This is a genomic window from Burkholderia humptydooensis (assembly GCF_001513745.1).
GTDB classification, from domain to species: Bacteria; Pseudomonadota; Gammaproteobacteria; order Burkholderiales; family Burkholderiaceae; genus Burkholderia; species Burkholderia humptydooensis.
On record NZ_CP013380.1, the window covers coordinates 2,815,224 to 2,827,600 of the forward strand.

At 61.4% G+C, this 12,377-nt stretch carries 10 protein-coding genes and 2 pseudogenes; 2 read left to right on the forward strand and 10 right to left on the reverse strand.

The window, feature by feature from the left end; translation table 11 throughout:
- Positions 1-94 precede the first annotated feature (94 nt).
- The 6 genes from AQ610_RS12520 to AQ610_RS12545 form a co-directional block, all read right to left on the reverse strand.
- Positions 95-991 carry a PDR/VanB family oxidoreductase gene (locus tag AQ610_RS12520; protein ID WP_231748923.1) on the reverse strand — a complete coding sequence of 299 codons (897 nt, stop codon included), beginning with the start codon at positions 989-991 and terminating at the stop codon, positions 95-97.
- Between the two features lie 65 nt (positions 992-1,056).
- Positions 1,057-2,088: a Rieske 2Fe-2S domain-containing protein gene (locus AQ610_RS12525; protein WP_043283317.1), complete on the reverse strand. Its 1,032-nt coding sequence runs from the start codon at positions 2,086-2,088 to the stop codon at positions 1,057-1,059.
- 26 nt (positions 2,089-2,114) lie between these two features.
- Positions 2,115-2,417 (reverse strand): SDR family oxidoreductase, encoded by a 303-nt coding sequence (locus AQ610_RS12530; RefSeq protein ID WP_006029499.1) that lies wholly within the window; start codon positions 2,415-2,417, stop codon positions 2,115-2,117.
- On the reverse strand, positions 2,414-3,262 hold the full coding sequence (locus AQ610_RS12535; protein ID WP_009914494.1) for a polysaccharide deacetylase family protein: 849 nt from the start codon (positions 3,260-3,262) through the stop codon (positions 2,414-2,416). Before AQ610_RS12535 ends, AQ610_RS12530 begins: the two co-directional genes overlap by 4 nt.
- A 116-nt stretch (positions 3,263-3,378) precedes the next feature.
- Complete coding sequence (locus AQ610_RS12540) at positions 3,379-4,995, reverse strand: trimethylamine N-oxide permease (RefSeq protein ID WP_045554910.1); 1,617 nt, start codon at positions 4,993-4,995, stop codon at positions 3,379-3,381.
- A 584-nt stretch (positions 4,996-5,579) separates the two neighbouring features.
- A complete protein-coding gene (locus AQ610_RS12545) occupies positions 5,580-6,056 on the reverse strand; it encodes an Lrp/AsnC family transcriptional regulator (protein WP_009914492.1) in 477 nt (158 codons plus the stop codon).
- Positions 6,057-6,519: 463 nt separating this feature from the next.
- On the opposite strand from AQ610_RS12545, the gene AQ610_RS12550 reads away from it, so the two are divergent.
- Positions 6,520-7,446, forward strand: coding sequence for an amidohydrolase family protein (locus AQ610_RS12550; protein WP_043283316.1), 927 nt, complete (start codon positions 6,520-6,522; stop codon positions 7,444-7,446).
- 313 nt (positions 7,447-7,759) lie between these two features.
- Here the strand turns inward: AQ610_RS12550 and AQ610_RS33500 are convergent, their stop codons facing one another.
- The 3 genes and pseudogenes from AQ610_RS33500 to AQ610_RS12570 form a co-directional block, all read right to left on the reverse strand.
- Positions 7,760-8,437, reverse strand: a complete 678-nt coding sequence (locus tag AQ610_RS33500) for an MFS transporter (RefSeq protein ID WP_052687565.1) — start codon at positions 8,435-8,437, stop codon at positions 7,760-7,762.
- Entirely contained in the window at positions 8,437-8,652 is a 216-nt protein-coding gene (locus AQ610_RS38380; RefSeq protein WP_050802904.1) for an MFS transporter, read from the reverse strand. Before AQ610_RS38380 ends, AQ610_RS33500 begins: the two co-directional genes overlap by 1 nt.
- A gap of 224 nt (positions 8,653-8,876) precedes the next feature.
- Positions 8,877-10,183, reverse strand: a pseudogene (locus AQ610_RS12570) (FAD-dependent monooxygenase); the annotation flags it as partial.
- 5 nt (positions 10,184-10,188) lie between these two features.
- On the opposite strand from AQ610_RS12570, the pseudogene AQ610_RS12575 reads away from it, so the two are divergent.
- Positions 10,189-10,755, forward strand: a pseudogene (locus tag AQ610_RS12575) (IS110 family transposase); the annotation flags it as partial.
- 337 nt (positions 10,756-11,092) lie between these two features.
- Here AQ610_RS12575 and AQ610_RS12585 read toward each other — a convergent pair.
- Entirely contained in the window at positions 11,093-12,319 is a 1,227-nt protein-coding gene (locus AQ610_RS12585) for a porin (RefSeq protein ID WP_006029492.1), read from the reverse strand.
- Between the last annotated feature and the right edge of the window lie 58 nt (positions 12,320-12,377).

Below are 12,377 nucleotides of genomic sequence, written 5' to 3' on the forward strand. Positions count from 1 at the left end.
GGTGCGCGATCACGTCAACCACATACTCCATTTGCATTCCTTATTACAATTTTCTATATAAGTGATTGGTGAACTGATTCCTCGCCTAGGTGCTCTAGAGGTCCAGCGTCAACGTAGGCGTAAGCGCGCGCGAAACGCAGACCATCATCACGTCGCCGCGCTGGCGCTCGCTTTCCGTCAGCAGTTGATCGCGATGGTCTGGGACTCCGTCCAGTACACGCGTCTCACATATCCCGCATATGCCCTGCTCACAGGACGACGACACCTCGTGACCCGCTGCGCGCAGCGCGTGCATCACCGAACAATCGGACGGCACATCGACATGCGTGCCGCTGCGCGCGAGGATCACTCGCAGCTCACCCCGACTTTGTTCCGAAGCCGCGGACGGTGCCACCCCGAAGCGTTCGACATGCAGTTGCTGCACGATTCCCGCCGCATCGAAACGCGCAACCAGTGCATCCAGCAGCGCACCCGGACCGCAACTATAGACCTGCGCGCCCGCGCGCGCGGCGGTCACGACCGTATCGAGATCGAGCAGGCCCGTTTCGTCGGCGGGCAGGATAGCCACGCGCTCACCGCCGAAAGTCTGCAACTCGCCGACGAACGCCATCGACGCGCGCGTACGGCCGCCGTATAGCAAGCGCCAACGCGCGTTCGCACGCTGCGCCGCGCGCACCATCGGCATGAGCGGTGTGATGCCGATTCCGCCCGCGACGAACAGATAGTCGTCCGCAGGCCCGAGCTCGAACGCATTGCGCGGCCCGCATAGCGTGATGGCCTGCCCCACACGCAGCGCGTCATGCACTTCGCGCGAGCCGCCTCGCCCCGCTTCCTCGCGCAGCACCGCGATGCGCAGACACGTCCTGTCCTGCGGATCGCCGCACAGTGAGTACTGGCGCACGAGACCGGAAGGCAGCACAAGATCGACGTGCGCGCCCGGTTGCCAAACCGGCAGCGCTGCGCCCGCGAGCACGCGCAGCTCGAGCGACATCACGTTCTCCGCTTCCAGGCGCATGGCGACAATGCACGCTTCGAAAATAGAGGCGGCTCGCGTGTTCATACCGCCGCCGTCACTTCGATGGGAAACACGGGGGTGAGCGGCTGCGCACGTTCGATGAATTCCCGGAATGCACGACGGTAGTTGAGCGTAAACAGATCGGCAGGTACCGAATGCTCGACCACATGGCCATCCCAGTCTATTTCACGTGGTTGCATCGAGTTGGCCACGCGGATATCTTCTAGATAGACCATTTCTTCAATGCGCAAGCATTCCTGGAGATCCGCGCCGCGAAAGCCCGGTTCGATTGCTACGCCCCAGAAAATCCGCACTTCGTCATAGGCGACCGGCGACGGAAAACCCGCGACGATTCGCTTGCCAAGCTCTTCGTAGACGTAGGTGACTGACTCGAAGCCGGGCGCCGTGCAGTGATACTGCATCATGCAGTCACCGTCGTTACCCCAGTCGCCGTCGCCAGCATCGAGCGGGCGATCCATCCAGATATCGAGGCCTTCGCGGCGCACATTTAGCGGCTCAATCACGTGTTTCGACGGCCCCATCGACACCTCATGCACGAACGGGAAATGCGCGACATCGCGGAAGTTTTCGATGGCGGTTGCCACGCCCGTGGGTGCCTGTAACGGCGTGGCGGCAAGCCAGTCCAGTTCGAGTTCACGCCAGTGCGCCGGATCATAAAGCTCGGTCGCCGGGTCCTCGAGAACGGTCCAGACGTGCGCGAAGCGCTCGATCACAGGATAGGTACGAATCGCGGCATTGGGGGGAATCTTGCACTGGTCTTCGAGCGATGGGATGTGCGAGCACTTGCCTCCCTCAGCGGCGAACTGCCAGCCGTGATACGGGCACGCGATATTCTCGCCGTGCACCTTGCCGAGCGAGAAGTCGGCACCACGATGCGGACAACGCGCATCCTGTACGACCGCGTGGCCCGATTCCGTACGCCAGACTACAAGGCGCTGACCGAGCAATGTGGCACTTTGCGGCGTCGCCAGATCTACAGAGCGCGCGACCGGGAACCATTGCCGGCGCATCGCGCGTTCGGCCTGAATACGAAGAGAAGGTTGCGTAGACATGAAAACCTCTTGAAGTAGGAGATAAATCAGGCGCCTACGACGAGCGCGCCACCATTGACTGCAATCGACTGGCCGATGATGAAGGCAGCTTCGTCGCAGATGAAGAAGGCCACCGTGCCGGCAATTTCCTCGGGATTCGTGAGATGTCCGGACGGAATTTCTCTTTGCTCGTCCGCGATGCATTCCTCGGAGTCAATGCGCCCCACGGTTTCGTGGTGCGCGTTTGAACAGCGTTCGGTGCCGATGCGGGCCTTCGCGAAATGCACCCTGCCAAATTCCGAGCCGCCAGCGAGCGACTCGATCGGGGTCGAGCGGAACACGGCGCTCATGGAGTCTCCTGAGTGAGATGCGGTTCGGCCCATTCAGCGACTTTGTCCAGACGCGCGAACCAGACGTCGCCATCGGCGACGAGGCGTTCGATGAAGCGCTCGAGCTGGTTGAACCGCGAGCCACGGCCGATCACTTCCGGATGCATCGTGAAGGTCGTGTGGCGACCGTCACGGCGCGTCGATTCGTATTCGGCCAGCCAGGTATCCATGAGCGTGCGCAGCACACTGAAATTTCCGCCGTTGGCAATGGTCCAGACAAACATCGGGTAGTCGTTGAGCGACCAGTGCACTGGCAACTCCCGAATCGAGCGGCCTTCGCAGGTCTCACGGGAATGCCGGTCGTCGCCCATACAACTGGAGTCGTAGAGAAAACCAGTTTCGATCAATAGATCCAAGGCTTCCAATGTGGATTCCCACGACGAGGAACGATAACCCACCGGTTTCGGCGCGTCTGCTTTCGCGAGTGCAGCAAGGGCCGCATGCATATCCTCGGCCTGCTGTTCGGGCGAGGCTTTGTCACCGAGCAGAAGCATGTGGCCGTGATGGCCCACTTCGTGGCCCTCGCCTAGCATTTGCGCAACGAGCTCCGGATACCGCACCACCGTATCGCCCGACACAAAGAACGTCGCAGCGATATCGTGGCGACGCAGCAGTTCAAAAATACGCGGCACGCCGCGCACCGCGCCAAAGCGTCGTTCCGAAATGCTCGTCGGACGGCGTGCATACCGTGTGTTCTCGCCGGGAAAACCAGTCACCGTGTCGACGTCGAAGGTCAGCGACACAGCGGCCGATTTCCTGTCGGGCCATTGAACCCACCTGGGCGTGGCGAACGGATGAGTGATCATCGCAAAACTCGAAGGTTACGAAATTTAAGGTGCAAGCTGCCCCCTGCCGCTCGCCGAAACGCACCGAAATCACGGACAAACGGAGTGCGGCAGACGCTTAAGTTTCGTTTAGGGCATCAGGTGATTACGGTCAGCTTCGCGCTGGTCCAGACTACAGCGATGGCCGCGGCGAGCGCGAGGTAAGGTAGGATGCCAGCGCGCGGGTGCCTGAGTTCGATATCGCATCGCATCGACTCCGGGAAGCGCCCCTTGTCCTGTACGTAGTGGCGATAGCAGAACACCGGCACGATCAACAGCATGGCGATCAGGCCGTTTCGTAAGGTATTTTCGCCTTGAAAGTTCGCGCCCGCGCCCACAAAAACCAAATCGATGAAACCGCACAACGCGCCCAACCCGAGCACCCAGTTACTGCAGCGATACGGACGCGGCCAGTCGGCGCGATCGAGCCGGTGAATCCAGCCGGACTGCAAGTTCAAGAACACGAAGATCATGTAGCAAACGTTCGAGAGCGAGAGCACCGTCATGTAGTCCGACATCAATAACAGCACCACGTTGAACGCGAGGTCGGTCCACATAGCCCGCGTAGGTGCACCGTGCTCGTTCACATGCGAGAGGTACTTTGGCAGCCAGCCATCGACGGACGCCTGATAGAGCGTACGCGACGAACCCATCATCGAGGTCATCACGAGCAGCAGGATCGACAGCACCATCATCACAACTATGACGTTGAACACCACCGCGCCGCCGTGAACGAAGCCCGCCATCACCGCGCCCACGCCCGAGCCATCGACCACGCTGGTCGCCAGCATTCCCTTCAGGCCGAGTTCGCCCTGGAACGCGATGGGCACCAGCACGAACATGAATAGGCACAACAGGCCGGAGCTGAAGATCGCCTTGAAGGTGTCCTTCTTCGGGTCACGAAATTCCCGCGTGTAGCACACGGCCGTCTCGAACGCGAAGGTCGACCAGCAAGCAAGAAACATCGCCCCCATCGCCGTGCTGATTCCCGCCGCGTTCCAGTGGCCCATCACAGCGGCGCCCGTCGCGTCGTGCGTAAGCGGTAGCATCGGCAGAAAGTTGGTCGAGGGCATGTCGCCCGTGAACATCGGCACGAGCGAGACGAGCACCAATGGCGCGAGCGAGGCGATGCCGAGGATGCGTTGCGTGCGGGCCGCAGCCGAAGCGCCTGCGTGCTGGAGTTTGAATGTGATCAGCAGAAAAGCCAGCGCGAGCACGAAGGTCGCGTTGATACGCAGCGTAAGCCCCTTGCTGATAAAACTCAGGTCGAGCAGCGTGAGGTGCCACGTGTTGATCGCCGCGGTGGCCGGAAACAAACAACTGAGCGTGTAGCCAGCCGCGAGGCTCGTACCAAGCGCGAGCCCCGGTGACCAGGCCAGCCAGTTGCACCAAACCGACACCGGCGCTACGAACTTACTGTAACGCACCCAGCCCAGCGCGCCATACACCGAAGCGCCGCCGGACTTGTGTGGATAGAGGCCCGAAATTTCGGCGTAGGTAAAACACTGCACGAAACCAATCAGGATCGCCACGACCCAGATGAACCATGCAGGCTGGCCGATCGTCGCGGCCACGCCGCCGATCGTGAAGAGCACGCTCACGGGTACACCGCTCGTGACCCAGAACGCGTCTTTCCAGGTGAGGTTGCGATGCAGTTCGTGGGTAAGCGCCCCCGTGTCCGCCGAAGCATTGGCACTTTGCGGCGCGCTCGCCATAAGTTCGTCATGCGCGTTCATCGCGGTGCTCCCGGTTGCGCAGTCAACCGTGCGGTACAGCCTTCAACGAAGGCTTGAAGGGTTGCGCGGGTGGCCGGTGTGTGTCGTCCCGCCCGCGGGCCATCGAGGCAGAAGCCGCTCGCCAAGGCGCGGCCGGAATACGTCGTACGCATGGAATCTCTCTCGTGTCGGGGTTAAACGGCGGCTAGCACGCGATGAGTGGATCCTAAGCTCTCAAATTGCGCATGTGTATACTTTTTAACCCCTATAACTTCATATTGCGCATCCATGAAAGACGTTTACACAACTATGCGCAAAATACGTGCGTAACGCACTGTGTTTGCGCAGGACTGTCCTACGGGTCAACAGGACGACGTGAAGAGCGGTGCGACAAGGCGTGCACCGTCAAGCGGAGAGGGAGAAATCGGGGGAAAGGGATGGCGACGCCTCTCGAAGCTCCGGCGACATGCACCAGATCGAGGCGCTTGATGCTACGCAACGCGCGAAATCAAGTCGTCTTTTTTGCGCAACATGAGGCAAAGGCCGTTTTTTTTGGCGACACAATGCAGCATGCGCTATCTGACTTACTCGGTTTCCGGCTCGGGCGGCGGCAGCGTAAAGCGAATCTTGTGGACTTTGACCTCGTGCACCATGCGCACTTCGCGTACCCCGGGCATCCCGCGAATGCGTTGCTGGAGCACAAAGAGTTCTTCGTCGTCGCGGCACAGCACTTGGACACACAGATCTGCGTCGCCGAGGATGGTCGAGAGATAGACTACCTCGGACCAGCGACCAAGGTGATCGACAGTGCGATCGTGATCCCGCGGATCGACCTCGACGAATAACACTGCGAGCTTAGCTCGACCGAGCTTCCAAGGATTCGTGAAGGCCAGGATCTGCACGATGCCCGAATCCTGGAGTCGCTTGATTCGCGTGCGTACCGTCGCTTCCGGCACGTTGACGTTGCGCGCGATCTCGCGGAACGCGCGCCGTCCGTCGTCCTGTAGCTCACGGACGATCTGGTAATCGAGGGCGTCAAGTATCGAATTCGGCATGGTCATGGGGTTCGGTGGAGGCGCGGCACTTCTGATGCGCAAAATTGAGCGAAGAATTCTAACGCATTGCAAAGCACAAACTTCCTTCGAAGATTGAATGCGCAAATTCACCGCGCCTTTCGTGGAACGAGCATCAACAGCAAGAGTAACGAGATGCCATGCTCGCGGCCCCCACCCGTCGATGTCGGGTGACCCTAGCCCACAAAACTGTCGCATTTAAAAATGGAAAATTCCCGCATGACGTTGTCGTCGGGACCAGGAGGTTGTTCACGCAGAACTGATCCCTGAGCCGGGGTCACATTGAGGCTCCCCGGGCATGCTCAATAAACGCCGAAAGCGGTTTGTCGGTGCATTCCTCGCACACGCCGGAGAACGATTTGACGGTCCTGCTAGCTTCGTTAGTCCGGTGTGGAGGGTCCGCAGAGCGCGCGAAGATCTAGCGTCGCGCAACACAAACAGGAGATGCAAAATGCCTAAGAAAATCGATACACATCATCACATCGTGCCGCCGTCATTCGCAGCGTGGCTGGAAAGTCGCGGCATCACGGCGGGAGGTCTTCCGATCCCGCACTGGAGCGAAGAAGGAGCGCTCGAGCTGATGGAAGCGGAGGGTACGGCTACAGGCATTTTCTCGGTATCGACACCTGGGGTTCATCTTGGCGATGACATCGAGGCACGCGAGAAGGCACGGGAGGTCAATGAATTCACTGCCGGCGTTGTCTCGCGACACCCCGGCCGCTTCGGGTTCTTCGCGACCCTGACGCTACCGGATGTCGAAGGCGCCATCGCGGAGGCGACCTATGCGATGGATACACTCCGTGCGGACGGCGTGGTGCTGATCAGTAGTGTACGGGGCACGTACTTGGGTGACGAATCCTGGGCACCGCTGTTCGACGAACTGAACCGCCGTCAGGCAGTCGTCTTCATCCACCCGGGCGATCTACCCTGTGACCCGGTGGCCGGGATTCCGCCGTATGTGGCAGACTTTCTTCTAGACACGACGCGCGCGGCGATCAACATTGCGAAAGCGGGTTGGCTCGAGCGCTTTCCTGACGTGAAATTCGTGCTGTCGCACGCGGGCGGGTTTGTCCCCTACGCAGCGCAGCGAATTGCGCGCGTTGTGTCGCCTGACAACAGCAACGAGGGCGGCCTGGCGCGACTCAGACGCTTCTACTTCGACACGGCTCTCTCGAGCAGCCCCTACGCGCTGCCGGCGTTGCTTGCGTTCGCCGATCCGTCCCGGATTACGTTCGGGAGCGACTGGCCGTATGCGAACAAGGACCGGTCGGTCGATTTCACCCGGATGCTCGAAGCGTTTCCGCTGACGGACGCGCAGCGACAAGCGATTTATCGCGGTAACGCGGAACGTCTGTTCCCTCGACTGGCCGCGGGGTAAGAAAACGATGGGGCACCGGTATCCGGTGTCCACGCTGCCGACTTTGGGTCAACAACGGGTTATTTTCCGCTGTCGCTCCTTGCATTCAGTTGTCCGCACTCACGAACTTGCCCTCCGGCTGACTCGACCACAACGTACGATATGCCGAGCGAGATGAGCAGCACGCTCGCGATGACCAACACGATCGGGGCGATCTGAAGCGGCAATGCGTAGTCGCGATACAGGTCGAGAAAGCTGCCAGCCACAAGGGGGCCCACTACTGCGCCGAATCCGTAGCCAGCAAACGCAATGCCGTAGTAGAGGCCGAAACGCCTCAACCCCAGATAGACGCAGACAGATAGGAAAGCAAGTCATCCTCTGCACCTATCGCGAGGCCGATGCCGGCACTCGCGAGCAGCATCGATTGCAGGGACCAAGCGTTCACGAGCACCAAATACCCTGACGCGCCAGTGAGAAGGAAACCCGCGCTGACAAGTGGCGAATGAAGTCGATCGATCAGTATGCTGGAAAGCAGGAGCCCTACGAGTATTCCGACGCCGATAAGAGACGCGCAATTCGCCGCTGACTCGGGTGACAAGCCGCGATCCGCCAGCAGCACGGGCAAATGCGGATTGAGCGAGAGTGTCGCACTCAAAGCGAGAAAAGCGACCAAGGCGATTGTGTCCAACTTGACCACCAAGAATCTCTGTTCTGCGGCTGGGATGTCAATAGCGCGATCGTGCGTTTGTGGACGCAGCGCCACCGTTCGCTTCTGGATCAGCGCGCAGGTAAGAAGCGAGCCCGCGACCGACGCGCACGCGATGATCTGGTACGCGTGGCGCCAGTGGAACGCAGCGATGAGGTGCTGGGATCCCGTTAGTGCGGCCGCCGTGCCGACACTCAGTCCGACCATTGCGCAACCCGTCGCGAGTCCGAGACGCCGGTCAAACTGCTTTGGAAGGATCGCGAGATTACCGAACACTGACGTTGCGGCACCCGACACACCAATCATTACCGATAGCGCAATCCAGGCGCCAATGGCGCCGCTCTGAGCCCCATGCACGCCACGGCAAGACTGAACGCAATTGCAGAGACAAGAATCATGCGGCGTGCCCCAAAGCGATCCATCAGCATGCCGACGAACGGGCTCGCCGCAGTGAGCCCACCCATTGACGCCGCATAGGACATGGGCGCCTGCTCCCGCTTCCAATGGAACTCAAGCAGCACGCCGGGTGCGAATACGCCAGCAGTCGCATTGAATACCGGAGCATAGCCTATCGCCAAGCCGATTGCTGCCCCTGCGGCGATGGTGGCGAGTTGCAGCTTGCTGGGTCCGCTGGCACCTGCGCCGTCGACGGGGCTGCGCTCATGTCCGACTCCTTGTGACGCTCAATAGGGTTTCCAGCGCACGGCCGTTTGTGTGCGACATACATTCGAGCTGAATCGGCATCTCAGGCCCCTACCAGGTCGGCGGCATACGCGGACGTCGCGCCGTTTGTCGTCGCCCTCGTTGTCATGGGAAGCGACAGCCTTTGCGCGAGCAGCGACACGCAACCCGACACGCCTTGCGGCGAGCGCATTCCGGCCACGAAGCGGTCCGTCCGCAACAGCACGACAGATTCCGGCACGCGAGCGAACCAGTCGCGCAGGCGCGAGTCGACATCGCCAATGTCGATCACGTCTTCAGGCACGTCATCGTGGAAGCCGAGCTGCGGGTCGGGCTTCGCGATCACGCCCCCCCAAAGCGCGGTCCATATGCGACGCGCGTCGGGAGTCAGGCCGAATGTCGGGTCCCTGCCCCACCCCATGATCGCGAAGCGGTTGCCAATCGCATCGGCGATGCCGGACGATGCTGCCATCCTCGAGACGCACGCGCGGCTGGATAAACATGCGGCCCACGGGAGTGCCAGCCTGCGCATCGCGGCCGTGCACCATCTGCCCGATCAGCGATTCGCGTTTCTCGCTCATCAGACCGACCGGCCACCAGAACGCACCGTGCCCGGGCTTCGCGACCATGCACGCGAGCCGCCCTTCGGACCGCTCACGTCGCGCCAGAAGCACAACGCCATCTTCATAGTGCCGCATTGGCTTAAAGCGCATCTCGACGAAATAGCGCTTCATGGAGGGCAACACATCGAAGCAGCGAACGAACGCGTCACGCATTTTCGATCCGAAGAAGCTCCTCGGTGCGAAGCCATCGCCCACGACTTCCGAGAGGTGGATCATTGAGCGCGCATGGGCGCGCCGCTCCGCCGTGTAGGTATCGAGCAACGCATCGTGCGCCGTGCCTTGCACGACCATAGCGAGCATCCAGCCGAGATTGCTGGCATCGCGAAGCCGCTGTTGTAACCCTGACCCTAGCACACCGGCATGACGTGCGCGGCGCCCCCGCGAGCAGAATGCGCTTCACGCGGAACGTGCTCGCGAGCCGCGCGTTGTGCGTATAGACCCGCCGACGAATGTAGTCTACCCTCTCAGGATCGTCGACAACCCCGCACACCAACGCCGCCTTGTTCCCCGACTTCGACAGTTCCGCCTCCGTCTCGCCCGGCATCACCATGAATTCGAAGCGCCGGATGCCGTGTGGCAGCGCCGCCGAAACGTGGGGCCGCCGCGCGTCGCAATGCAGATAGACATGCGGAGAGCCAATCGGATTGTTGCGCAAGTCGATCACCCATTGATTCGGCTTCGTGCGGCCTTCTAACGGCGCGTCGAGCGTGCGGCGCACACAACTGTTACCGCCGTCCGCGCCAACCATGCACCCGTATGGGCAAGAGCTTGGCGGCCGAAATCGTTCAGGCGCTGAACGAACAAGCCGTGGTCGTGGACAGCACGCAAGCAGCCACTATCGTCATGCCTCGTTTGGCCCAGCAGCTTGCGGCCTTGCGCAAGCAGCGCGACGAGGTCGCCACCGAAGTTGAGCGACTGGTGCTTGCTCACCCTCTTTGGCCGGTCCTGACCAGCATGCCGGGAGTCGGCATCAGGACCGCCGCCAGACTCCTGACCGAAGTCGCCCACAAAGCCTTCGCTTCGGCCGCCCACCTGGCGGCCTACGCAAGCCTTGCCCCGGTCACCCGGCGCTCTGGCTCATCCATCCGCGGTGAACATCCATCCAGGCGTGGCAACAAGGTGCTCAAACGCGCCTTGTTCCTATCCGCCTTCGCAGCCTTGCGAGACCCGATCTCGCGAGCTTATTACGCGCGCAAGATCCAGCAGGGCAAGCGCCACAACCAAGCGCTCATCGCGCTGGCACGGCGACGCTGTGACGTCCTGTTCGCCATGCTGTGCGACGGCGCCATTTACCAACCCAACTCGGCCCCTACTGCTTGACGAGGCACATAGGCCCCCCGTCGCCAGGGCTCTTCCACTGCTCACCCGTGCGAGAGGATGCGGCGGCAGCAGAGCTGCACCGTGTGATCGAGCGTAGCGGCGACTACCTGGGGATCGTAAAATGGACAACCGTGGACGACCACATGGTGCACTTCCGTCAATCGGAAGACTTCCAGGCGTGGCGCCGACTTGCGGGACCGTTCTTCAAGCACCCGCCGCAGGTCGTCCATACGGAAGTCGCGGCAAAATATAAACGGGGCAATCAGAGGCTCGCCCCGTGTCATTACCCCCTGCCGAATTCGGCGCTACGGGCGCCACTCGATTCGCCCCGCCTACATCAAAACTTGTGACGAATCCCGACCCGCAAAGAAACCTGCCTGTCGGTCGCGGACGGTGTTAACCCGGTGATCTGCGCAACCGCCGGTTGTCCGAGCGAATCCGTCCCGCTCGCCTTCTCGAACACGGCGACCGTATAAGCGTCGGTACGCTTCGACAGGAAGTAGTCGACACCCGCGCTGACCAGGTTATAGTTTGCGCCGCCCTTGCCACCGGCACCGCCGTTCCTTGTGTAGTCGTAGGCAACCCCAGCGAGCAGCGACGGCGTAAACTGATATCTCGCGTTGATCTCAACGTTGTTGAACGCCGCGGTGCCCGCGTAACGCAGCGCATTCGGCCCCGACGCCGAGCCCAGCCCCTCGAAGCGCGTATTCGAATACGCGAGGTTGACGCTGAGTGCGGCCAGCGTCACGCCCGCCCCGACACCGGCGATTTCGAGCCGGTTCGCGGACGCATAGCCGGCGAACACGGGATTACTCTCCGGTGAGGTTGCACTGCCGGCACTGCCGAGGTTGTTGCTCGTCGCCGGGCCGGCATTCGGATTTGCACCGAAGAACGACGTGTTCGGATTGCGGACGTTCAGGTAGCCCGCACCGAACGAAAACGGCCCCGCCACATACGACGCGCCGGCGCCCCAGATCCAGTTGGTCGAAAACGATCCGGCGGTGCCGCCGAGATTCATCATCGCTTCGACCGTCAACCCTCGGTAGCTTGCGCTGCGGAACTTGATCGAATTGTTGATACGCCGCGAATTGAGTGCATTATCAAGGTCGCCCGGGTGCGACGTCATGTAGCCACCCCACTGCGGCGCGGCAAGGAACGGCCCGTAAAAGTCGACGACGGGATCGTACTGGCGACCGAGCGTGACCGTGCCGATCGGATGGCTCAGGCCGACATACGCTTGCCGCCCGAACATCGCGCCCCCCTGGTTCAGCACGCCGTTGTTGCTGTAGAAGCCGCTCTCCAGCACGAACAGCGCCTTGAGACCGCCGCCGAGATCTTCGCTGCCCTTGAGCCCCCAGCGGCTCCCCTGCAGGCCCGCCGACCCGCCTTCGATCATCGCGATCTGACGACCGCCGACCAGGCCGGCCGCCGTCCGCGCCGTTTGCACATTGCTGGTGTAATTGCTGCCGCTGTCGATGATCCCGTACAGGGTCACGCTGCTTTGCGCCAGCGCGATCGCCGGCATTGAAGTAAGTACTACAAAGTAAAATGAAAGCTTCTTCATCAATCGATCTCCTCCTTTGGTTATAGGTCCCGGCTCGCCACCGGATTGCGCGTCATCG

Excerpts from the sequence above, each read along its gene's own strand:
- AQ610_RS12540 (WP_045554910.1), bottom strand. The coding sequence starts at position 4,995 with ATGGCGAGCGCGCCGCAAAGTGCCAATGCTTCGGCGGACACGGGGGCG.
- AQ610_RS12535 (WP_009914494.1), bottom strand. The coding sequence starts at position 3,262 with ATGATCACTCATCCGTTCGCCACGCCCAGGTGGGTTCAATGGCCCGAC.
- AQ610_RS33500 (WP_052687565.1), bottom strand. The coding sequence starts at position 8,437 with ATGATTGGTGTGTCGGGTGCCGCAACGTCAGTGTTCGGTAATCTCGCG.
- AQ610_RS12550 (WP_043283316.1), top strand. The coding sequence starts at position 6,520 with ATGCCTAAGAAAATCGATACACATCATCACATCGTGCCGCCGTCATTC.
- AQ610_RS12525 (WP_043283317.1), bottom strand. The coding sequence starts at position 2,088 with ATGTCTACGCAACCTTCTCTTCGTATTCAGGCCGAACGCGCGATGCGC.
- AQ610_RS12520 (WP_231748923.1), bottom strand. The coding sequence starts at position 991 with ATGTCGCTCGAGCTGCGCGTGCTCGCGGGCGCAGCGCTGCCGGTTTGG.
- AQ610_RS12530 (WP_006029499.1), bottom strand. The coding sequence starts at position 2,417 with ATGAGCGCCGTGTTCCGCTCGACCCCGATCGAGTCGCTCGCTGGCGGC.
- AQ610_RS12545 (WP_009914492.1), bottom strand. The coding sequence starts at position 6,056 with ATGACCATGCCGAATTCGATACTTGACGCCCTCGATTACCAGATCGTC.
- AQ610_RS12585 (WP_006029492.1), bottom strand. The coding sequence starts at position 12,319 with ATGAAGAAGCTTTCATTTTACTTTGTAGTACTTACTTCAATGCCGGCG.